The organism is Pseudomonas edaphica, from assembly GCF_005863185.1.
Lineage (GTDB): Bacteria > Pseudomonadota > Gammaproteobacteria > Pseudomonadales > Pseudomonadaceae > Aquipseudomonas > Aquipseudomonas edaphica.
In genome coordinates, this window is record NZ_VBVZ01000005.1 from 1 (window position 1) to 23,929 (window position 23,929).

Annotated in this window: 14 protein-coding genes; 5 read left to right on the plus strand and 9 right to left on the minus strand. The window is 56.4% G+C overall.

Annotated elements, in window-relative coordinates; genetic code table 11:
* Window positions 1–84: 84 nt before the first annotated feature.
* The 5 genes from FEM54_RS00705 to FEM54_RS00725 all read left to right on the plus strand — a co-directional run bounded on the left by FEM54_RS00705 (window position 85) and on the right by FEM54_RS00725 (window position 10,442).
* Window positions 85–4,887, plus strand: a complete 4,803-nt coding sequence (locus FEM54_RS00705; RefSeq protein WP_276614438.1) for an Ig-like domain-containing protein — start codon at window positions 85–87, stop codon at window positions 4,885–4,887.
* An 88-nt stretch (window positions 4,888–4,975) separates the two neighbouring features.
* Window positions 4,976–7,195 carry a type I secretion system permease/ATPase gene (locus tag FEM54_RS00710; RefSeq protein WP_138449041.1) on the plus strand — a complete coding sequence of 740 codons (2,220 nt, stop codon included), beginning with the start codon at window positions 4,976–4,978 and terminating at the stop codon, window positions 7,193–7,195.
* A gap of 41 nt (window positions 7,196–7,236) precedes the next feature.
* The gene (locus FEM54_RS00715) at window positions 7,237–8,511 is read left to right on the plus strand and encodes an HlyD family type I secretion periplasmic adaptor subunit (RefSeq protein ID WP_138449043.1); all 1,275 of its coding nucleotides are present in this window, start codon (window positions 7,237–7,239) and stop codon (window positions 8,509–8,511) included.
* 1 nt (window position 8,512) lies between these two features.
* The gene (locus FEM54_RS00720) at window positions 8,513–9,934 is read left to right on the plus strand and encodes a TolC family protein (protein ID WP_138449045.1); all 1,422 of its coding nucleotides are present in this window, start codon (window positions 8,513–8,515) and stop codon (window positions 9,932–9,934) included.
* 256 nt (window positions 9,935–10,190) lie between these two features.
* Window positions 10,191–10,442, plus strand: a complete 252-nt coding sequence (locus FEM54_RS00725) for a hypothetical protein (RefSeq protein ID WP_138449046.1) — start codon at window positions 10,191–10,193, stop codon at window positions 10,440–10,442.
* Window positions 10,443–10,940: 498 nt separating this feature from the next.
* On the opposite strand, the gene FEM54_RS33805 is transcribed toward FEM54_RS00725, so the two are convergent.
* The 9 genes from FEM54_RS33805 to FEM54_RS00770 all read right to left on the minus strand — a co-directional run bounded on the left by FEM54_RS33805 (window position 10,941) and on the right by FEM54_RS00770 (window position 23,915).
* The gene (locus tag FEM54_RS33805) at window positions 10,941–11,273 is read right to left on the minus strand and encodes a hypothetical protein (protein ID WP_171045781.1); all 333 of its coding nucleotides are present in this window, start codon (window positions 11,271–11,273) and stop codon (window positions 10,941–10,943) included.
* Window positions 11,274–11,690: 417 nt separating this feature from the next.
* Window positions 11,691–12,902 carry an EAL domain-containing response regulator gene (locus FEM54_RS00735; RefSeq protein ID WP_138449050.1) on the minus strand — a complete coding sequence of 404 codons (1,212 nt, stop codon included), beginning with the start codon at window positions 12,900–12,902 and terminating at the stop codon, window positions 11,691–11,693.
* A gap of 441 nt (window positions 12,903–13,343) precedes the next feature.
* On the minus strand, window positions 13,344–14,780 hold the full coding sequence (locus tag FEM54_RS00740) for an exonuclease/endonuclease/phosphatase family protein (protein ID WP_138449052.1): 1,437 nt from the start codon (window positions 14,778–14,780) through the stop codon (window positions 13,344–13,346).
* Between the two features lie 218 nt (window positions 14,781–14,998).
* Window positions 14,999–16,336, minus strand: coding sequence for a TolC family outer membrane protein (locus FEM54_RS00745; protein ID WP_138449054.1), 1,338 nt, complete (start codon window positions 16,334–16,336; stop codon window positions 14,999–15,001).
* Between the two features lie 2 nt (window positions 16,337–16,338).
* Entirely contained in the window at window positions 16,339–17,673 is a 1,335-nt protein-coding gene (locus FEM54_RS00750) for an HlyD family type I secretion periplasmic adaptor subunit (RefSeq protein ID WP_138449056.1), read from the minus strand.
* Window positions 17,670–19,424: a type I secretion system permease/ATPase gene (locus FEM54_RS00755; RefSeq protein WP_138449058.1), complete on the minus strand. Its 1,755-nt coding sequence runs from the start codon at window positions 19,422–19,424 to the stop codon at window positions 17,670–17,672. The genes FEM54_RS00750 and FEM54_RS00755 overlap by 4 nt, the downstream gene beginning before the upstream one ends.
* 597 nt (window positions 19,425–20,021) lie before the next feature.
* The gene (locus FEM54_RS00760; RefSeq protein ID WP_138449060.1) at window positions 20,022–22,097 is read right to left on the minus strand and encodes a hypothetical protein; all 2,076 of its coding nucleotides are present in this window, start codon (window positions 22,095–22,097) and stop codon (window positions 20,022–20,024) included.
* Window positions 22,084–23,286 carry a DUF3142 domain-containing protein gene (locus FEM54_RS00765; RefSeq protein WP_138449062.1) on the minus strand — a complete coding sequence of 401 codons (1,203 nt, stop codon included), beginning with the start codon at window positions 23,284–23,286 and terminating at the stop codon, window positions 22,084–22,086. Before FEM54_RS00765 ends, FEM54_RS00760 begins: the two co-directional genes overlap by 14 nt.
* Complete coding sequence (locus FEM54_RS00770) at window positions 23,283–23,915, minus strand: hypothetical protein (protein ID WP_138449064.1); 633 nt, start codon at window positions 23,913–23,915, stop codon at window positions 23,283–23,285. Before FEM54_RS00770 ends, FEM54_RS00765 begins: the two co-directional genes overlap by 4 nt.
* Window positions 23,916–23,929 lie beyond the last annotated feature (14 nt).

A 23,929-nucleotide genomic window follows, 5' to 3' on the forward strand; every position in this document is an offset into this window, starting at 1 on the left:
ACGGGTGTACAACCCAACGGCGCGATCCAGGTCATCGCCACCGATGCCGCAGGCAATGCCAGCGCAAAAACCACGATTAACTTTATTGCCGACAATACCGTTGATGTCACCCCTCCAGCCGCACCGAGCGACCTGGTTGTAGTGACCTTGCCCGACGGCAAGCTCAAACTCAGCGGCAGCGCGGAAGCCAACAGCAAGGTCACCGTGACCTTGCCCGACAACACAACGCGGCAAGTCACCACCGATTCGAACGGGCACTTTGAGTTGACCAGCAACACCGTTCAACCCAACGGCACCGTCAAGGTGATTGCAGCCGATGCGGCGGGCAATGCCAGTACGCAAGCCACGATTGCCTTCGTCGCCGACAGTACAGTGGACGTCACCCCTCCAGCCCCACCGACCGGCCTGTTGGCGGTGACCTTGCCCGATGGCAAGGCCAAGATCAGCGGCAGCGCCGAGGCCAACAGCAAGGTCACGGTGATTCTGCCCGACGGCACTACGCAGCAAGTCACCGCTGGGGCCAATGGCGCCTTTGAACTGACCAGTAACGGTGTGCAACCCAATGGCACGGTGCAGGTCGCCGCTACGGACGTTGCAGGTAATACCGGCACAGCAGCCTCGGTTGACTTTGTCGCGAATAACACCGTGGATACCACGCCACCCGCCGCCCCTACCGGTCTGGTTGCGGTGACGTTGCCCGATGGCAAGGTCAAGATCAACGGCAACGCCGAAGCCAACAGCAAGATCTCTGTGAGACTGCCCGATGGCACCACGCAACAAGTTACAGCCGATCTGAACGGTGCTTTTGAATTGATCAGCAGCACCGCGCAGCCCAATGGTACAGTCCAGGCCGTTGCCACCGATGCGGCGGGCAATGCCAGCATGACAACCACGATCAACTTTGTCGTAGACAACGCGATTGATGTCACTCCGCCGCCGACGCCGAGCGGGCTGCTGGCGGTCACTTTGCCCGATGGCAAGCTCAAGCTCAGCGGCAGTGCCGAGGCCAACAGCAAGATCACTGTGATCTTGCCCGATGGAACCACACAACTGGTCACCACAGGCCCCAATGGTGCCTTCGAACTGACCAGTAATGGTGTGCAACCCAACGGTGCGATCCAGGCCACTTCCACGGATGCCGCGGGTAATGCCAGTGGAACAGTCACTGTTAACTTTGTCGCCGACAATACCGTTGACGTCACCCCTCCTGCCGCGCCGACCGGCCTGCTGGCGGTCACATTGCCCGATGGCAAGGTCAAAATCAGTGGCAGCGCCGAAGCTCACAGCAAGGTCACGGTGATCCTGTCCGATGGCACCACGCAGCAAGTTACCGCAGGGGCCAATGGTGCCTTCGAGCTGACCAGCAACGCCGCGCAACCCAATGGCGCGGTGCAGGCAACCGCTACCGATGCGGCGGGCAATGTCAGCGCGCAAGCCACGATTACCTTTGCCGCCGACAATACCGTTGACGTCACCCCGCCAGCCCCACCGACCGGCCTGCTGGCGGTCACGTTACCCGATGGCAAAGTCAAGGTCAGTGGCAGCGCCGAGGCTAACAGCAAGATCACTGTGATCCTGCCCGATGGCACCACGCAGCAAGTTACCGCAGGGGCCAATGGCACCTTCGAACTGACCAGCAACGGTGTGCAACCTAATGGCTTGGTGCAAGCCGCCGCTACAGACGCCGCGGGTAATGCCGGCACGACAGCCACGGTTAACTTTGTCGCGGATAACACGATAGACGTAACACCGCCTCAAGCCCCGACCTTCCTGGTGCAAGCACAACCAAACGGTACAGTGAAGGTCAACGGTACTGCCGAGGCCAACAGCAAAGTCACGATAACGTTGACCGATGGTATTCCTCACGAAGTGACGGCCGACCTGAACGGCAATTATGAGCTGATCGGGACCACTGCGCAGAACATCACAGGCAATATCACCCTTGTCGTCAAAGACGCGGCAGGCAATCAGAGCGTGCCTGTTTTGGCCCCTTTTACACCGCTGCCGGCGCCGGACGCGCCAACTTTCACCACCAACACTACCGACGCAGGGACTGGCCTGGTAACCATTACGGGCACGGCCCTTGCCAATACGAAAGTGCGACTGACGTTCCCGGATGGCACCGTTCAGGATGTGACATCCAGCCCCACCGGTACGTTCAGCTTCACCAGTGCTTTGCCGCAGGAAGCTGCTCGTTTCAGTGCTGTGGCAATCGGTACCAACGGTCGCGAAAGCCTGCCCGCTACGGGCGAGTACCTTGGCAATCCGGCTACGGTCTATAACGTCAGTGTGGATGGTTACATTGACAATGTCCCGACAGTGCCTGGGGATGCCGATGTGCGACAACCCACCAGCACACCCACCGACGATAATACGCCAACACTGTATGGCACCGCCCTTGGCGCCGGCCTGACTGGGCAGGTCGTGGTGTTTGAAGGCACCACACAGGTCGCCGTCGCCAACCTCAATCGTGTCACTGGAGCCTGGACCGCCTTGCTTCCCGTGACGGCCGATGGCACCCACAACTATACGGTTCAAATCATCAATGCCTTGGGCACCAGCAAGACCACACGGCCAACCAGTCTGACGATCGATACGATTGATCCGCTTGCACCGGTCATTACCCTGATGACGGTGACCGAACAGGGCACCACGGTGCCCCGCTCATTGGCCCTCACTGGCGGCAAAACCAGTGATAACACACCCACCCTGTCGGGCACGGCAGAGGCCAACGCTACGGTCATCCTCTACCACCTGAATGCCGATGGGCGTGAAGCCGAGGTTGGAAGAGTCCAGGCGTCGTCAACGGGAACCTGGGTATTTGAAAGCAATTTTCTGACCAACCGTGTACAAACTTTGTATGTCAAGGCTCAGGACGCTGCCTCCAATGCCAGCGTCAGCTCAAATCGGGTAACTGTCGACATTGCGGGTCCCACGAAAGCGCCTGCCGAGGTCACGGTTGGATCTATTTGGTCGGTCGATGGTGCAGGCGATGTAGACGGCGATGGCTTTGATGATATTTCCAGCGCCAGCTATGACGTCAGCGGCGGTTTTTTGCGTGCCCTTCTGCGCGGTAGCAATACGATCGAAGCTGTTGGACCCAAATTCTATAACAACGCCAATGGCGTGTTCACTTACCACCAGGCGGGCGTGGGCGATACCAACGGCGACGGCTTCAATGACACTGTCGCTATGTACGGCGATAGAAACAGTACCGCCAACGGCACCGCTCGTTTGTACCTGGGAGCAGGCTCAATGGCAGATACCTGGGTATCCAGTAACCTGACCTCCGCACGCTTTGTAGCCTCCGCCGGTGATCTCGATGGCGATGGCCTGGCGGATGTGGTGTTAGGTGGTTCAGGAGCGTATGGCCAGAATTCAACGTCTAGTATTCGCTTTGGCACGACAGGCACCACAGGTCAAGTACAAAACGGCTTCAATTTTGGCGCAGCGCAAAATGAGGTGGGTGGTGCACCGTCGGCTGCCTTCAGTGGCGCACAGTACGTCACTTCGGCCGGTGACTTTAATGGCGATGGCATTGGCGATATCGTCACAGCACGAGGCATCACTTTCGGCCAATCGGCCAGGGCAGACATTAACAAGTCGGCAAACGTGTCCTGGTCAACCAATACTAACGCGCTGGCCGCTAACCAGGCACAAGCCGTCAGCGGAATAGGCGATGTCAATGGCGATGGGTTTGCGGACGTCGCAGTGCATGACGGCAGAGGCGTATTTGTGGTGTTCGGCGCATCTCAGGCACGCGGCTCCCAAAGTGTCGTGCAACTGGACGCTGCGTGGTTACAATCCAACAACCGCGGATTCGCCTTGGACACCTCCTGGAGAAGCACGCAACCGACAACCTATGGTGATATTCGCGGAGTCGGTGATGTTAACGGCGATGGCTTGGCCGATTTTGCATACACCACCTACGGCAATACGCTGAATAATGGCACCGACTCCATCGGAAAAGCGGGCCAGGGAGGCACCGGAGACTACTCCAATTCGTACCTTATCTTCGGTAAGACCGACACGGGGACCATCAACGTTAAAAGCATGACCTCCCAACAAGGTACCGTCGTGCCCAGAGGTCAGGCCGACGGTGCTTCGATAGCTGGGCGCGTAGACCTCAATGGTGACGGCCTGGCAGATATTTATGTCGGGTCCTATTCCGGTAACGGCAAGTTGTATCTGGGCGGCACATCACTAGGGGCAGAGCCTTCGACGCGGATCGAATCTAACGGTGTTGCGATTGCTGATGCAAACAGCAACTTCATCGTGGGTAGCTCCGGCAGAGACACCCTATTTGGCAAAGGCGGCACAGATGTCATCTATGCCGGATCGGGTGATGACGTCATTGTATTGAATCAGGACAACCTCACGCAGTTGGCGGCGGGCTTCAATGCCAGTGCCGGCACCCACGGACGGTTGGCACGTGTGGATGGCGGTAACGGTATTGATACGCTGGCGTTTGAGCACGATGTGACCGCTGTTGACCTGACCACCATTTCCAATGCCAGCTTGGGCATGATCGAGTCCGGCGTCGGTCTGTCGCGCCTGTCCAATGTCGAGCGAATCGACCTGCAAGGCTCCAACAAGGCCAAACTGACCCTGGAACTCAAGGACGTTATGGATATGAACGCCGGTTTGAGTGCAATCAACAATAGAAACTTCAGCAGCGGGCTGGCTGACGGCGATGTCAAACGCCATCAGTTGGTAATCGATGGTTCCTCCGACAATACCGTTGAAGTTAAAAACAGCGGCGAGTGGATCACGTCAAAAAGTTCGACCGTTTTTTCCAATGGGCACGCCTACGATGTTTACAACAGCGTGGGTGAAAACAAAGGTCAGTTGCTGATCGAGCAAACGGTGAATGTCACATGGGCATGAGTCAACGTTAAACCTCGTTGGCGGACAGGTCTCGAAACGCCCCGCGCGTTTCGAGGCTTTTACGCTTCAGTAGTACAGGAGCCTGGTAATGCCTGCCGATTTAGAAATTAAAAGAAACGACGATTTGATTGAAATGACCGAGTGTGCCGAGGAACAGGCAGACTCGTTGCTGTCGGCGATCCGCTCGCTGTGTGAGCTGTATCACAAGGAGGTCAGTGAAACGGTGCTATACGCCGGCCTGCCCCGCGGCAAGCGCCTGTCACCGGCTTTGGCGACGCGGATGCTTGAGCAGGTCGGCATCAAGGCCGGCTGGGTGCAGCGACCGCTGCCCCACCTGTCCGACTATCTGTTTCCGGCCGTTCAGGCACGTAAAGACGGCACCTACTGCGTCCTGCTAAAACGTAACGTGCAATCTGACCAGGTGACCTACGACGTCATTATTCCTGAGCATAACGGCCAGGTGACGATGAGCGAGGCCCAGGTGCAGGCACACTGTTCTGGATACTTCCTGTTAACCAGCGTGGTGCCGAAATTGGACACCCGCAACGACAACGACCTGCTGTCGCTGGACCAAGGCAAGTCTCATTGGTTGTTTGCCGTGCTCTGGCGTTACCGGTTCTATTTCTACAGCGCGGCACTCGCGGCGCTGCTGGCCAACATCCTGACCCTGGCCATTACCTTCTTCACCATGAACGTCTATGACCGCGTGGTACCCACGCATGCGTACGTATCGTTATGGTCCATGGCCATCGGGGTTTTGATTGCCGTCAGCCTGGAGTTCGCGTCGAGACAGATACGTGCCTACCTGCTGGACGTGGCCGGTAAAAAGGCTGACCTGATCATCGGTGCACGGCTGTTTCGCCAGGTCATGGCGTTGCGCCTGGAAAGCAAGCCGGGTTCGTCCGGGGCCTTCGCCAACCAGTTCCGTGAGTATGAGGCGGTGCGTGACTTCGTCACGTCCGCCACATTGGCGACCTTGTCGGACTTGCCATTTTGCCTCTTGTTTCTGGGCATCATTTACTTGATTGGTGGGCCATTGGCGCTGGTCCCCATTCTGGCGGTACCGGTCATTTTGGTACTCAGCATCGCCTGCCAGTGGCCGCTGTCGCGCTATATGCAGGAAAACATTCGTGAAATTTCTTTACGCCAGGGCCTGTTGATCGAAACCCTCGAAGGTCTGGAAGCGCTGAAGGCTTCACGTGGCGAAGGTGTGATGCAACAGCGTTGGGACGATTTCAGCGCGCTGGCCACCGCCTCGGCGATGAAGAGCCGTTTTCTGTCGAGCCTGATCACCAACTTTGTGATGTTCGTACAGCAGATCGTCACAGTATTGATCGTGCTCTGGGGGGTCTACCTGATCCATGCGGGTGTGCTGACCATGGGCGCGATGATCGGCGTGGTCATCCTCTCTGGCCGCTCGCTGGCACCACTGGGCGCGGTGGTCGGTTTGGCCGTGCGCTACCAGCAAGCCAAGGCCGGCATGAAGTCCTTGAACAGGCTGATGAGCCTGCCCCTGGAGCGCGACCCCGGCGCGACGTTTCTGCAGGCGCCGCGTTTCGACGGCAGCCTCAGCCTGCATAAGGTCAGCTACTCCTACCCTATGCCCGGTGCGATTGCCGTGCCCAAGGCGCTGGACAGTATCAATCTGAACATCAAGGCCGGCGAGCGGATCGTGATCCTCGGCAACATCGGCAGCGGTAAGTCCACCTTGCTCAAAATCATGGCTCGACTCTACCGCCAAAGCGAAGGCCGGCTGGCTATCGATGGTGTGGACGCCTCGCAAGTGGATCCCTCGGATTGGCGGGCGGCAGTAGGTTATGTCGGCCAGGATTGCCAGCTGTTCTACGGTTCCTTGCGCGAAAACGTGATGATCGGCAGCCCCGGCGCCAGTACCCAACACTTCCTGCGGATTGCCCGCATGACCGGGCTGGACCGTATCGCCGCACGCCACCCACAAGGTTACGAGATGCCGGTGGGCGAGATGGGTCACAACCTGTCCGGTGGGCAGCGACAGCTGATCGCCCTCGCCCGCTGCTTGATGTTGGAGCCGAAGATCTTGCTGCTCGATGAACCCACCAGTGCGATGGACGGGTTGAGCGAAGCCCAATTCATTCGCCAGTTGAGTGAGCTGAGCCAGGCACACACCTTGATCATCGTCACCCATCGCATGTCGATGCTCAGCCTCGCCGACCGGCTGATCGTGCTCGAAGACGGCTGCATTGCCGCCGACGGACCCAAGGCCCAAGTCATCGCAGCCCTTAATGCAAACGGCCAATCCGGGGCTTCGCCGGCAAGTGCGTTGCCGTAAGTACTCGATATTTCACAGCTGGTTTTTTAGGTGAACGACCCATGTCGTTAAAAAATTTCAAGAGTTTTCTCGGGGCGGATAAAGCCGGGCCTGGGCTAAAACGCAATTTCGCCGTGCGCGCCGAAGATGAATCGTTCATGCGCGATCTACAGGGCGCGCTGATCGAACAGAAAACCCCCGCCAGTGTGCTGGTGCTATGGCTTATGGCAACGACGGTAGTGGCGGGCCTGGTGTGGGCGCATTTTGCCAGAGTGGAAGAAGTAACCGTTGGCGAGGGTCGGGTTATTCCTGCCAGCCGCGAGCAAATCATCCAGAGCCTGGAAGGCGGAATCATGAAGGAGCTGTTTGTCAAAGAAGGACAGGTGGTGGAACAGGGCCAGGTTCTGTTGAAAATTGATCCGACCCGAGTCGGCGCCAGCTACGGAGAATCCTTGTCGCGGGTGGAGGGACTTAAGGGCGCAATCGCCCGTTTACGTGCCGAGGCTTATGACAAACCCTTGGTGTTTCCTGAGGAGATCACTCACAGCGCGTCGATCGTCCGCGACGAAACCCAGGCCTACAACGCCCGGCAAAAGACCCTGCAGGACAGTGTCAAGGCCCTGCGTCGCAGCCTGGACCTGGCCGAAGGTGAGGTTCGCCTATCGGCCCCCATGGCGAAACAGGGGTTGGTTTCTGAAGTCGAGATCATGCGTCTGCGCCGTCAGGCCAACGAGTTCAACCTGCAGATCACTGATCGCATCAACCGCTTTCGTTCTGAAGCCAACAACGAATTGACGCGCTCGGAAAGCGAACTGGCGCAAGCGCTGGAAGTGCTCAGAGGGCGTGAAGATGTGATGAACCGTACCTCCATCACGGCACCGGTGCGCGGCACGGTCAACAACATCCGCGTCACCACCCGCGGGGGGGTGATCCAGCAAGGAGCGGAAATCATGACCCTGATTCCGCTGGAGGATCGCCTGATGGTGGAGGTAAAAATCCAACCCGCCGATGTGGCGTTCATCCACCCAGGTCTTGAGGCAACGGTGAAGATCACTGCCTACGACTATTCGATTTATGGCGGATTGAGCGGCAAGGTCGAGCACATCAGCCCCGACACCCTATTCGATGAAGCCAAGGCACGCAGCGGACGGGAAAACCCGACCTATTACAAAGTTTATGTGCGCACCGATCGTGCCGCATTGGAAGCGCGTGGTCATTCATTTCCGATTATCCCCGGGATGATTGCCAGCGTGGATATCAAGACCGGTGAGAAGACGGTTTTGTCGTATTTACTCAAGCCTGTGTTGAAGGCGCGCGAAGCGTTTCGGGAAAGATAATGTGAACAGCCCACTACTGAGTCTCACCAAAACCACGTTATTTTCGACCCTGCTGATGGGTTTGTACGCCACGTGTATTCCGGTAGCGATGGCTGCCGATGCAAATGCCTCAGCTAACCGATTAAATACCGAGCACACAGCCGACTTGTCGGCAAGGTTATCCACCTCCACCTGGTTACGTGACGGCGGGCACTCGGGCAGCAATGAGTTGCGTGTACTGCTCAGGGACATGGTCCGCAAGGCACTGCTGCACAGCCCGGAAGTTCGCGTGGCGAATGCCAATGAATCCGCCGCCGGCTACGATATCGACGATGTCAAAGGGCGCCGTTGGCCGCAAGTGCGCCTGGGTATGAACACGGCCGTGACCCGGGATCAGAGCCGCTCCGACCGCAGCGCTTCGGGCGACACCGCCGGCACGGTCAACGTCACCACCAAAGTGTGGGACTGGGGCAAAAATGCCAACGAGCTGCGCACCGCCAAAGCGGCTGTAGGCTCTGCCGAACAAACCGGGTTGGTGGAGCGCGAACAGGTGGCGTTCGATACCAGTTCTGAATTGGTCAACCTGGTGCGTTACCAGATGAGCATGGTCGTCGCCGAAGACTACGTACAGCAGATGAGCAGTCGGGTAGAGATGCTGTCAAAAATCACCCAAAGCGACAAAGGCAGAACCAGTGAACTGGTGCAGGCCCAGGCAAAGTTCCTTTCCGCGGTGGTCAGTCGAAAACAGATAGAAAACCAACTGGAGCTGACCAGGATCAAACTGCACCGCTTACTGGGCGAAGACGCCCCGGCCATGCCTGAGCGGATGGCGCTGATAGGCAGCGTGACAAGTGACCCGGCCAAAGCGCTGGCAGCCCTGAGTCATCACCCGGTATTACTTCGCCTGAAGGCTCAAGCCGAGATGGAGGATGGTCGCGTCGGCTCGATCAAGGCAGATGGGTTGCCGGGATTGAATTTGGTCGCACGCAAGCAACAAAACGCCATCTACGGTTCGAATAATGACGTGGACCGCAATGACGACTGGTATGTCGGGTTTGATGTGGAGTGGCAGGCATTTAGCGGTGGCTCCAACAAAGCGGCTCAAGCGGCGGCCGGTGCCCGCAGAAGCGCAGCGTTGGAACAGTACGAAAAAGCTCGCGAGGATCTGAGTCAGGAAATAAACCGGTTGGCCCAAAGCCGCACGACCGCCGTACAACTGGCGCAGGAATATCAACGCCTGTCGGTGGAGACCGATCGGGTGCGTAAAATGTTCTATGACCAATGGTATAACCTTGGCAAGCGCACGCTGCTCGATGTGCTGGTCGCTGAAAATGATCATTTCAATAGCCAGTTGCAGGCTATCAATAACACCTGTGACAGTGTGATTGCGGACTTGAGTATCTTGTCCAGTTCGGCGTTGTTGTTGGGGTATCTGGCCCTGTGAAGCGCCCTGTGGTTCGCCTCCAAGAACCAAGCTAAGCACGCACGACAAGAAGCCCGCGCCCCTCGTCAGCCTGCACAATTCGCTTAGCCAACCTTTGTACTCGACATGCGGGTCAGAGACGCCGATCTACGACCCCGCAGGCGTTCATTGTATGCAAACTTTCATGGTATTTTTACAGCAGTTTGGCGGGCCACCTGTGGATGACTGAAGGTGAACAACTGCACAAATAATCATTTTTTATCGTGACGGGGAATGCATGAAAGGTACGATTGGGATCGATGCGTATGGTGACGGGATGCGCTTTTACGGGAAGTTCAAGAAGGCACCTGTCGTCGTTGCCGCAGACTGCCGGGTCTATGAGCTTGCTGACCTTTACAAAGGCAAGAACGAAAGCATAGAACTGCGTAACGGTCGCACCGGTGTGCTGGTCGGTGAATACCAGCACATCGCAATTGTTGGAGACTCGCAGCCACAGCATTGCAGCATGGTTGAAGCCTGGATTTTTTGATATGGATTTACGCAAGCCGGTTAAGGTAATCAGCTACAGCTGTATGTTCTGGGATTTTGATGCGCAGATATAGCCTGTTAATGAACTGATGTCATTGCGCATGCAGAATAGCTCTGTGTTCAGGGCAGCATGTAAAGCCTTTCAAGCGTGACACGACGGAGAAAGACCGACGAGAATTTGAGTCGGCTTTTTTTTGCTTGCTGATTTCCACTTTGACATTATCGAATCTCCACTCCTCACCCAGCTCTCTATTCCTCTTGTTTGAGATTGGGTTGAGGGGGGCTGGGCACAATGATTCCGATGAGGTATGCCAGGAAAGTTGTCGAATTCAAGTTTTATGATGAGGCGATTAAATTAATCATAAACGCCTCTACTAGGGGGCGAGACATTGAGCCAAGTGACAGCTGAACGTTTTTTGCTAACCCATGCCTTATATCGCTGATACCGGTCGCCACGCCTAATATGGAATGGTTATTCGCAGCCCATTGTCTGCTATAGTCAGCGACTCAATTGTCGCTGCAAGTTGGCAGGAGAGTCGCTATGTCTGGCTGTGATAAACACTCGAACCATGATCACGAACACAAGGCAGGTTGTGGACACACCGCGATAAAACATGATGACCATGTGGACTACGTTCATGACGGACATCTGCATCATGTTCATGGCGATCACGTTGACGAGCATGTGTTGGCCGTTAACCAGACTAACCCTGCTCAATGCACGCCTCAGCACGATTGCGGCGCTCATTCTTCGGACCATCAGCACGGGCCGGACTGCGGCCATGAAGCGGTGCCCCACGGTGATCATATTGATTATCTGGTGGATGGTCATTTGCATCATCCCCATGACGATCACTGCGACGACCATGGGCTGGTTGAAGTTGTTAAATAAGCAACAGCTTCTACTGCCCCCACCACCCGCGCTGCGCATGGCCAGTTAAGCAAGCGAGTACTGCCAGGACGCAAGGCAACGCGGGATCAACCCAGCTTTCAAGCTGGGTTTTTATTTCCGATTTTTTGTGCGTAAAACCATAGCCAGGATGAGCCTTCGGGCAGGGTCTGGACGCGGTATCACCGATAGTCACGAGTTATGAAAGAATACCGTAAGCGTCCGATCTACACCCTCTTGAATTTCAGACCTTAATCTCCTTCAAACACCAGTTGTTCCGCCCCCATTCAAAAGCGTTGGGTCGAACGTAGCGCGGTGGTGCTGCACCAGAAGTCGAACTGGGAAGCTACTGATTACACGTCAGTGGCGCACATTCCTGGCGTTTGCCTGAACATCCAGCCATGTCAATAAATGGGTCTGCTCCATCGGTTTGGCGAACAAATAACCCTGCCCTTTGGCACACCCCAGTTTGAGCAACTGTTGATACTGCTCCGCGGTTTCAATGCCTTCGACCACAACGGATAACTTCAACGCTTCGCCCAGCGCCAGTGTGCTGCTGACGATGATCTGGCTACGCGGATCGTGTTCCAGGTTGCGGATGAATCCTCCGTCAAGTTTGATCTCTGTAAACGGCAAATGAGACAACCGCTGCAGTGACGAAAAGCCGGTGCCAAAATCATCAATCGATAAACCACACCCCATTATCCGCAAACGCATCAGGTTTTCCAGGCTGATAACCGTAGCCTGCAACAGGCTGCCTTCGGTTAACTCAAACGTCAAACCTGAAGCAGGCATGCGATGAGCACCCAGACGCTGTTTGACGCTTTGCACCAATTCGACGTTCGATAACTGCGAGGGCTCGAGATTGAGAGCGATGCTGAGTAAATGTCCGCGATCCCATGCCAACTGCTGAAATTCCAAACTTTGGTCCAATTGGGAAAACAGCAGTTCATCGATCAGCCCAGCCTCTTTAAGAACCGGCATAAAGACAGCCGGGGGCAACACGCCTTTGGTAGGGTGATGCCACCGAGTGAGTACCTCCACGCCATAGGTCTCACCGCTCAACAGGTGCACCTTGGGTTGAAAATAGGCCTTCAACTGTTGGTCACGCAGCGCTTCGCGAATCTCGTTCTCATCGCATAGATGCGTCGGCCGTAATACAGCGCCCTCGCCTCCGATAGCTTCGCGCATGTGCTTTTCCAACAGCCCTTCCAAGGCATCCATCTGCAAGGGTTTGTTTAGATCCCCCAGCACGACCAGCCCCAACATCGTTACTAGCCTGTGGGCCGTCCGGCGTACATCCTCGGTCAACGAACTGTTGATGATCACGGAGCTGACTAGCCCCGCCTTGGCCGCAAGGTGAAGAAACTCAAGGCCGTCCATACCGTCCAGTCGCAGGTCACACAGGGCAATGTCCACGGGACCTACTTTTTGCAGTATTTCCAGCGCATCGGCGCCACCGGAAGCGCTGAAAACTTCCTGGCAACCCAGCTCGTGCAACATATTGATCGCCATCGTGCGTTGAGAACCGTGGGTCTCAAGTACAAGAGCGCGCACTGGGCGCATCGGCATGAATAAACTCCATTAAGATGATTGATTGTAGACAACCCCAGCACATTAGGGGCTGGAAAAACATATGCCCTCGACACCGTCGATATTCACGGATACTGCATAGCAGCCTAGAAGCTGGCTAGATAATTGACTGGGGATCAGGGCGCATTACTTTTACCCTCAGACGTACAGTTCAAATTCGGAATGCCTGGGGCTCTGCCATGCTCCAGCATTTTCCTTGTTCACGAGATACGAAAGGTCCCCAACCGTTGTAGGAAATTTCACCACGCCACCAGGCGACACTTTGAACCAATCGTGCTAAAGCCCTTGACCTTGCTGGCAATGAGCGAAATAAAATTTATATGATCTACAGTCAGCAAAAAAAACCGCTTTTTTTCAAAAGCGGTTATAAACAACAAATGAACGTCCTATCCATCAGGATAAATATAGATAGCGTATTATTTAAGCAGCCTCAACACTGGTGTGACCCGTTCCCACCAACTGAACTTCAGGTATAAAACCAGCGCCCTCCTTGTTGGAAAGTTCAAATTTCACCAGCAATCCCTTATGATCAGAGGGCCACTTAGACATCTCATCGCTCAAAATAGTGTCATTCTGCGAGCCACCTTTTTCGACAAGTTTTCCGCCGACATAATAGCTTTCATTCCCGACAAGATTGGCGGATAGAGCTTTGGCATCCAACTCTTTTCCAGACTTTACAAACGTAAAATCAATCCTGTCTCTGTCGTCGGCGGGCGACCCTTTGAAGCTCCCACCCGCTACCTGACTCGACCATGTCATACCAGGATTTTTAACAGGATCAGGGTAAATTTCACGAAAGGTGTCCGAATAGCCTGCATCCGTCAGTTTCTTTGTGGTGTCCCATGGGTAGACCACCCCGTTATGACCGTACAAATCTTTAGTGGCCTGCGTCCAATCCTGATGGGAAGGTTCATTAAAGTCACCGGTAACAATGTGCACCAAATCGGGATAATTTTTTTTGTGATTGGCGATGACCTCACTCATTTTATGTGCCCGTTCTGAGGCAATGTTCAAGTCTCTAATGGCCTGAAGATTGGTAATGGGTGTGCCAAGTTTACTTTCATAGCCCTGCTGCACTAAGCCACGGGGGAGCCAGGCCGCATAACTCTCCGCTGGCAAATGCACGCTATCCAGATGCACATCCCCTTTTGAGACATCACCGGATTTGTCCAGATCCAAGATCGAACTAGTGCCTCCTGCCCCGTTGGCCTTGGTTTCTAGGAGCGCATACTTCGAAATTGTTGCCGTTGTTCCCTTCATCACATACTGATAGACGCCATCCGTCGAATGTTTATTCAGATAGCTGACCAGGTCCTTAACTCTGCCTTCGTCTCCGACAATAGAACTTTTCGAATCCACACCCAGTATATCCAAAGGTGCCTTGATGACCGTTTCCGTTAGTTTCTCAGCCGTTTCCTTTCCTACGAAGAGTCCTGTTACACCTACCGTTGTCTCGAGTGCAACTGCAGCAACCTTAGTAGTAACTTCAGCTGCTTTTCCAGCGACATTGGCCAGAAGATTCCCGGCAGCATTCGTGACATCAGCGACGGCACCCGCTACCGCTTTAACAGCCTCACCAACAAAACCGAGGCCAAAGAAGTTGAATAGGCCATGAGCACCAGAAGCGCCCTCCACCGGCAGCTGAGCAGCAGCGCTCGTGACACTCGAAACGGCAGCGGAAACCGCTCCGCCTGCCAGCGCGGGGGCCTTATCCAACACGCCTGAACCAAACAACCCCTGAGTCACCTCGGGCAGCACAGAAACATCAGCATTCTGTTTTAATAAAATATCTCCCAATATTTTAATTTGCTCTTCTGGCGTGCCTGGCACAGCCCTACCCATATGCAGAGTATTCATCGTAAACACACTTAATATTGTTGTCACATCAGTACCCCTTCAGTAGTTTATCAACATACAACGCCTTACCAACCTCACATCCAAAATAACTTCCATTACAAAAATTCGTCTAACTTTTCGAGATAGAAACTATTCATTACAATGGCTGCCTCCCTCGGTTCGCGCACGCATTTACCACCGCGCAATAGAAGGGCTTACTAGGACCGCCACCAGTGCCGTTACGGCCCCCTCGGAACAAATGCCTCATCCACCTTGGCCAGATCGGTATCCCTTAAATTGCCGGCGTAATAACGCAATTTGGTCCAAGCCATCAGATAGTCGTACCGTGCCTGGGCCAGATCGCGGCGAGTGTTGTACAACTGCTGTTCGGTGTTAAGAGCGTCGAGGTTGACCCGTTCGCCGCCGAGGATGCTTTGTCTGGTCGACACCACCAGCGCCTCGGCGGACACCAGGGCTTTCTGGTAGGCACGCAGCTTGCTCACCCCCGATAGGCAGGCGCTGTACTGACGGCGCAACTCAATCAAGGTATCCCGGGTCTTGCCTTCCAGCTCGTACTCGGCCTGCTCCATGGCACGGCTGGCCTGGCGGGTGGAGGCCGAGATACCGCCACCGGCATACAGCGGCATGCTCACTTCAACGCCGATGGTGTTGGTGTCGTAGCGCTGGTTAACGGTGCTATTACTGTCAGATTCCTGCTGACGGGAAGTCGCGTAGGCCACCACCTTAGGTAGATGCCCGGCCCGGCTTCGCTTCACTTCATAGCGTGCAACTTCCAGGGATTGGCGCAGGGAGGCCAGCACGGGATTGTTGATGAGAGCCAACTCATGCCACGTGTTGTAGTTGGTCGGCGACAGTGTCAGGGTGTCAAAGCTTTGGTTGAGGGGCGCAAGGTCAGTGATGTTGACGGCGGGCACGCCAATCAGTGCACCCAACACCCTGAGAGAAGCGTCTTGTTCGTCAAGGGCCTGAATCTCTTCAGCGATAGCCAACTCATAACGCGACTCGGCTTCCAGGATATCGGTGCGCGTACCTTCGCCTTGCTGGAATAAGTGCTGGTTCTGCTGAAACTGTTGCTCGAATGCCTTTTTTTTCGCGCGGGCAATGTCGATTTCATCCTGGGCGAACAACGCCTGGGTGTAATAGCTCAACACGCGCACTAACAGCGCCTGGCTCTTGTCGCGAAACCTTTCATCGGCAAACAGCGCCTGGGCCACGCCCTTGCGGTAGTTGGCATAGGCTTCGTAATCGAACAGCGACTGTTGCAGACTGAAGGTGGAGCCATAACTGGTGTAGTGACGTGTATCACGGCTGCTGCCCCCTCGGTTGTCGGGCACGGTGGCTTCAGAGTTATTGCGGCCCTTGTCGTAGTTGTAGGACAGCCTCGGCAGCAGCCCGGCGCGGCCGATGGTGCGGTTTTCCAGACCGGCGTCGCGCTCCTTGATGGCGCCGAGGAACACCGGATCGTTGCGCAGCGCCTGCTCGTAAACATCGAACGGGCCCATGGCGGCCTGGGCACTGCCACACACCAGCAATAGCGAAATGAACACTGGCTTCATGCTCATTCCTCAGTCAACGCGGAGCCGGCGCGATCCAGCAGCGGCTTGAACAGATAGTTGAGCAGTGAACGCTCACCGGTGCGCACAAACATCTCTGCCGGCATCCCCGGCTTGATCACCAGCCCGTGGAGCTTTTCCAGGGCGCCGTCACTGACGGTGGTACGCAGCACGTAGTACGGCGCACCGGTTTTCTCGTCGAGCATCTGGTCGGCGGAAATCAGGCTGACTTCGCCCGGTACCCGTGGCGTGCGGTTCTGGTTGAAGGCGGTGAAGAGGATGTCGACGGGCAAGTGCGTGCCGACCTTGTCCACCAGATGCACCGGTAGATGCCCTTCCACTTCCAGGCGCGTGCCCTGGGGCACGATTTCCAACAGGGTTTCACCGGCGCGCACCACGGCGCCTTCGGTGTGCACGCTGAGGTTGACCGCGATGCCATCGGCCGGCGCGTTGATCTCGCTGTGTTGCAGGTTGAAGCCGGCGGAGGTCAGTTGCTGTTCAAGGGTCAGGCTGCGCAGTTGCGCGTCGGCCAGTTGGCTGCGCACTTCCTTTTGATACTCCTCGCTGTGCTGCTGCAACTTGAGGCGCGATTCGAGGATGCCCTGTTCGATGCGCCCGCTTTCCCCGGTGTTCTGCGCCAGGTCATGCTGCACCTGGGACAGCTGGCGCTGGTACTCCATCAGGCGGTTGCGCGGGATATAGCCGTTGTCGGCCAGGGGTTGCAGGTTGCCGAGTTGGTCGCGCAGGGACTGGGCCTGCGCGGTCAGGTCGCTGCGCGCACGGCGCATGCCGCTCAACTGCGACGTGGCGCCTTCGATGCTGGCGCGGATCCCGGCTTGTTCACGGGCAAATGCGTCGCGACGGCTGCTGAACAACTGGCGCTGGCCTTCCAGCACCAGCATCAGGGCCGAATCGGGATTGGCGCTCAGCTCAGCAGGAAAGGTAATACCGGGCAGATTGTCGCGTTCGCTCTGCCAACGCGCCACGCTGGCCCAGGCCATGCGGTACTGGGCTTGCAGCGATTGCACATCGGCCTGGTTCTGGGTCTGGTCAAGACGGAACAGTGGCTGGCCTTGCTTGACCAGTTCGCCCTCTTTTACCAGGATGCGGCTGACCACGCCGGGGCTGAAGGTTTGTACCGCCTTGCGCTTGCCCGACACCACCACGGTGCCTTGTACCGGGATGCCTTGGTCCAACGGTGCGAGGCTGGCCCAGAGGAAAAAACCACCGGCACCGATGACCGTCAGCAGCCAGCCTGCCCGGGAGAAAAACCGCGCGTCGCGTTCAGGGTGAGTTTTTTCATAGTCGTGGGTGATCTGAATGCTGTTGTCGATGCTCATTGGCCCGTTTTCCTTGCCGCTTGATACTGGCGGCTGAGGCTGGCCCCCGCTTTTTCTCGCGGCGCGTCTTGTGACTGCCCCGACAATGCGCGTAAAACCTCCTGACACGGACCAAACACTTGCAAACGACCTTCGTCGAGCACAAGTAACTTGTCGGCCTGGGCAAGGGACGAGGCACGATGTGTCACCAGGATCACGCTGCTGCCTTGGGCCTTCATCTGCGCGATGGCGCTGTCTAAGGCAGCTTCGCCGACGGTATCAAGGTTGGAATTGGGCTCATCGAGTACGATCAATCGAGGGTTGCCATACAACGCCCGGGCCAGGGCCACCCTTTGTTTCTGACCGCCGGACAGACCTTTGCCATCGTCACCCAGCACCGTGTCGTAGCCGTGAGGCAAACGCAGAATCAGTTCGTGCACGCCGGCTTGCTCAGCGGCCTGTACCACCCGTTCGGGGTCGACCTCGCCAAAGCGCGCGATGTTGTCGACAATGCTGCCGCTGAACAAGTCGATATCTTGTGGCAGATAGCCGATATGCGGGCCAAGATCATCGCGGTCCCAGCGGTGAATGTCCGCGCCGTCCAGGCGCACGGTGCCTGCCAGGGTTGGCCACACGCCTACCAATACACGTACCAGCGTTGACTTGCCGGAACCGGAAGCGCCCAGCACGCCCAGCACTTCACCGGCCGCCAGGCCGAAGCTGACTTGATGCAAGGTCGCCATGCGCCGCCCCGGAGGGCCGGCCGTGACCTGCTCGAAACTTACCTGCCCCTTGGGCGCCGGCAAGACCATCTGCTCACCTTCCGGTGGAAACTCCTGCAACAGGCCATCCAGGCGTTGATAGGCCAGCTTGGCCGAACTCCATTGCTTCCACACGGCAATCAATTGATCGATAGGGCTCAATACCCGGCCCATCAGAATGGAGCCGGCGATCATCATCCCGGCGGTCATGTCACCCTTGATCACCAGCAGCGCGCCCAATCCCAGCACCAAAGACTGCAGGCACAGCCGTAATGATTTGCTCAGGGAGCTGATGATCGAACCGGTGTCACTGGCCTTGTTCTGCAACCCCAGAAACCGCGAGTGCACCTGGAACCAGCGTTTGCGCAAGGCGCCGAGCATGCCCATGGCCTGGATGGTTTCAGCGTTGTGCAGGTGGCTGGTCGCCAGTTGCGTCGACTGCTGGGAGTATCCGCTGGCCTCCCCTAACGGTTTCTTTGTCAGGTATTCGTTAAGGCACGCCAGCAGAATCAGCAGCACGGCACCGACCGTCGCCAGTACGCCAAGCCAAACGTCGAAGAGAAAGATTACAAACAAGTATATTGGGAACCAGGGCGCGTCAAAGAACGCAAACAACGCAGGACCCGTTATGAACTGGCGAACGAGGGTTAAGTCCCCTAAAGATTGCCCTGCGTGCCCTGCGCCCCACTTAAGGTTACGTTCGAACGCAGCCTTGTACACCCGCAGATTGAAACCACGCTCCAACTGACTGCCGATACGGATCACGATAAAACTGCGGACCACTTCCAGTACACCGATAAAGGCGAAAAAGCCCACCACCATCAAAGTCAGCATGATGAGAGTGGTTTCGTTTTGGGAAGAAAGAACACGGTCGTACACTTGCAACATGTAAATCGAGGGCACCAGCATCAGTAGATTGATCAGCGCAGTAAAGCATCCCACGCTGATCAGGATACTTTTGTAGTCGCTGAGCGCTTGGAACAGTGGTGAACCGACAGTGGTCTTCGCCATGTTGCTTAATTTCCATGGGCTGAATGCACTCGATAGTCCATCGTGCGTCCCGACTAAGGGATGGACGATCTACCAAGAGGCTTCAATAGTTATGAAAGCTTATTAACGGCCAGTGATACCGGCCTATTTCATACTCTGCGGTCAGGTAACACCGGTCTCAGGACTGGACAGACCATGGAGAACAAGCACGTTCACGGCGTAGCAAAGACGACCGTTTGGTGACGATTTTTTATTGTCGAAAGTAGCCACGGCGTTACCTCGTTTTTATTTTATGGAAACGCATCGAATCAGATGTTCTAGTTAGAACGTAGACTATTTATTACTCCATATCGGTAATGGCCTTATGCAATATGACATCGTCATAAGACAATACCGTAGCGACTCAGTCCGTGAGCGCTTAGAGATAGCACCTGATGCTCTGCGGTTTTTTCTGAACTGTATGCAGGAAATTTCACCAAGACACTCAACCAACGGAGACATTTGTAATCTACTCAAGGTTCAGCACGACAAATGAGCGACTACCTATACGGGTCGGTTTTTTCCGGTGATAGATCACGCAGATCAAAGCCAGACCAAAAATCAATTAACCAATACCACTCAGTACAGCGCTTTCACTGACAGTAACCACGAACGCAGGCTAGCCTCGACTTCGGTCAAATATCGCTTGTTCGCTGTGTGAAACTCTGGAATCTCGCAAGCCGCGCCAAATCGCTCGGCCCAAGGCACATAGGCGCCCTCTTTAACGTAGCGTTGGTAGAACATACGCATCTCTTCCGGACCAGTGTTCCAACCTGCGGCCTGACACAGTACGGCAGCAAAAGCCTGGCTGCTGTGAGGCAGATAGTCCGCCGCCTGGTTGGCCAATGATGTGGCGACGAAGCGGTAATGAAATCGCTCATAAGGACCGGTCTGATTGGATTGTCGGCGTCGCACTTCGCCTTCAGCAATCAGCGACCCGTCGTTCGACTCGGTGTAGTCAAGGCTGTAATTGCCGGAAAAAACCGCATAATCCGGGGCCACCTCGTAACCCAACAGTTCTATTCCCGAATATCGAGCCAATACCGCAGCCTGATAATAGGCTTGCGCCCGACCGGTTGGCAGCCAGCCCGATTCGGCCTGTTGGCGGTATTGACCATAGGCCAGTGCCTTGGCCTGCAACTCACCGCTGTCGAAGTAGCCGACGGCCTCCTCATAACGCTCCTCACGCAACAAGCGGCGCGCTAATAACTCGCGAAGGCGGGCCGCAGGTGACAGCGCTACATGGTAGACACGGTCTTGTTGAGTCAGAGGCTTGGGCGCTGGAACCTGCTCGTCTATGTAACGCTTGAGTTCATCGGTCGTTAACACGCGCTCGGCCAGAGCAGCCGTATCAAGCCAGTAAATGCCCTGGCTGCGATAAAGTTGGTCGAAGGCCAGCAGGTAATCACCACGCTCCAAAGCCAGAATCGCGCTTTCTCCTTCGACCCGGCACTTGGGCTGGACCGATTCGTAGTCCCAGCTCTGCGTGCGTCGCTCGCCCCATAGCTCATCCGTTGGAAAATACTGCGCAGCCTTGGCATAAGCCGTCACCGCAGCCTGTTTGTCACCGTCGCGCAGGGCCATTTTTGCTCGTAGCCACCATGCAAGGCCGCCGTCGCCGGCATCCTTCAGAAAATTCCTGGCATTGGCGTAGTCGCCCTGTTGATAGCTCAACGCCGCCAGCCGATCTGCGTTATCCAGCGTGCCAACAGTGTTTTGCTGCAGCAGTGTAATCAACCGTTGCTCACCTTCCGGCCGCTCGCCGAACGACCAGCCCAAGCGACTGATCAGCGCAGCGGTCATCAACTTCTGCACCTGTTTAGCCTTCATCAGCTCGGCCAGTTCTGCGTCGGACAAAGCCATCAGCTCAGTCCGTAACAAGCGCAACGAGGTATAACCCACGTCCGAGCCGTGCAGGTTTTGGGTGGCGTACAGAGCGATGGCGCTGTCCCAGTCACCGGCCGCTCTCACCACACGGGCTTCTTCACCCAGGCTGGCAATGCCCAGAGCCAGGGGATCGCTGAACCCCTCGACACTTAACTGGCGCGTCAGGCGAAAAGCCGCCAGCGACGCATCCAGCATTTGGGGACGCATGTGTTCATCGTTGGTCCCGGCCGCATCGCTCATGGCATACCGGGCGCGCCCCAGGGAATAAGCAGCCCAGGTGCTACGTAATGTGCGCTTGTCGGCAGGCAATGCCAGTACCTGGCTGAAGTAATCCACCGCCTGCCCATGCTCACCGGTATTGAAGGCCACTGCCCCTGCCGTATAAAGACTCAACTCGGCCGGTAAATTGGCACTCTGCCGGAGTACTTCTTGAGGGTCCGTCAGGTTGCGTAGCTGGAGCACCAATCTCAGCTGCTCGGATGAAAGACCGACGGCTTCTGCCAACTCTCTGGCCTGGGCTGGCGTCTCGGAGTCACCAGGTAAATAGGTCCGGGGATAGTTCGCGTCCGACGCATCCCTGAGGCCAGCAACACGTTCTCCCAGTCGGTTGACTTCAACACTGAAATTACCCTCCGGCAGTTCCGACAACGTCAGCGCGCGGTCATCGAGCAAGCGCATGGGAAAATCCCGCCCGCAGGCCACCGCCATTCCCGCCGGCAAGCAAAGGCTCAAAAACAACAGATGACGCACGCTCTCACGGCCGAACATAGGAAGCTCCTTGATTAATATGACTACAACGGGCCCAGCCCACAGCGCGCGCATCACCAGCCGCCAGACGGCCTTCGATATGGCGGACGAAAATCATCTGATCCGTAGACTTCTGTACGGAGTAACCGGCCAGCGCATCAGCGGTTTCACACTTGCTCGCCGTCAGGACAAGGCGTGCAGGCCACGCCGCATCGAGGTTCCCAGGATTGCTGACAGCGATATCGTAGAGCCCATCCTGATGCGTCAGCACCAATGTCAGCTGGCCGGCCAGTGCTTCACCGCTGGCCACCGTGCGCAGTGTCGCCATGCTCCAGGCCCGGCGATCGCCTGGGAGTGGCAAGCGGAACCAGACCAACCCGGCCAAGTGTTTCGGCGGGTCGGCGCGCAGCTCACCGACTAACATCGCCAATTGCTGCGGGTCCGCCAGCAGTTCCTGGCGTCGGCCACCTCGGTCGATAGGCACTTCACTCTCCACCACCACGGTGGCACCTGCAGGGGTTGGCAGCAGTGCAACACCATAGGCAGGCAGAGCCAGGTAATAGGGTTTGGAAGTCACGCGGCTCCAGCGCTCGGCCCAGCGCCGGGCCTGCTGCGGATCGAATAGTCCTTGACGGGGATCACTTACGGCGTGCACTTGCAACACGCTGCTGTCCACCGTTTGCAACAGTGGCGATAACTCCGGGCTGTCGAGCCAGGCAGGCAGCGCGGTGATGCTCAGTTTTAATGTCGCAGGTAGCGCGCTACGCAACTGCTGCAGAAACTGTCGATAGTTCGCGAGTCGGGCGCTGCCTGCGTCATGGTCGATCTCCAACCCGGCAAGGTTCACGCCCTGCCCTTGCCAGTGGCTGAGCAGTTGCTGTATTTGCAGGGTGATGTCTGCCTGATTCAGCGCCTTGAGCTGCCCGTCCAGACGAACCACAGCAATCACGGGACGCCCGTCGCCCCTGAGTAATGCAAAGTCGACCCGCGCCCGACTCCAGCCTGCCCCGGGGAACGCCTGTAAGGCCAGTACCCTAAGCGTAGAAAAATCCCCACGGGACTGAGCCAGAGCCAACGCGTGGCTTGCGTTCCACTGGCGCTGCCAGACATAAACTTGCTGATCCAGCGGGGCTATTATTTCGCTGCGGTGACTGCTGACAAATACCAAGGCAACCAATACGCCAGCCAGGCGAAACGATCGAAACTTCATGGGTTTTCATAACGTTCTAGCGGTACAAACAATGAAGCATCCATAACCCCGGTCATGCTGATATCCATGGCGAACAGATAACGCAGATCACGTAGTTGCTCAGCAGAAGGCCGAGCACCCCAGACCTGTTCGAGCCAATCGATCATTCGAGTGGCCTCCTCAGGGCTTAACCTTGTAAAGTCAAACATTACGACACTGGCGTCCGGGCTCAGTTTCGCTTGGCAGGAGGTGCCTGCAAGCTTAGACGTGGGCTGAATGTCGATGGGTGAACGTGAACCCGTTATCAAGCCGTGCCGCCAGGTAGCCGAGGTGGCGTCGCGGTACAACTCAAAGAGGGGTTTGCCAATCTCGGCCTCGGGATCAACGACTGCTTGAGCCACCTCGAGAACGCCAGGGCCTGAAGGGGCGTGCGCAATTCTGAACTTTCCAAACAATGCATCGCACGTTTTTGCTTGAGCGGCAGCAGGCACCACCCACAAAAAGGCCGCCATGGCAGCCAGGGAGGTACTGACTTTAAACATGGTTTTGCTCTTATTGAAGTGTGTAGGAGCGAGACTGCGCACGAAAAATGTCCGTGTGACGCGTTCACTCAGAATGCCGGCGTCATCGTTAACGTTCTTCGCGAGCAAGCTCGCTCCTACAC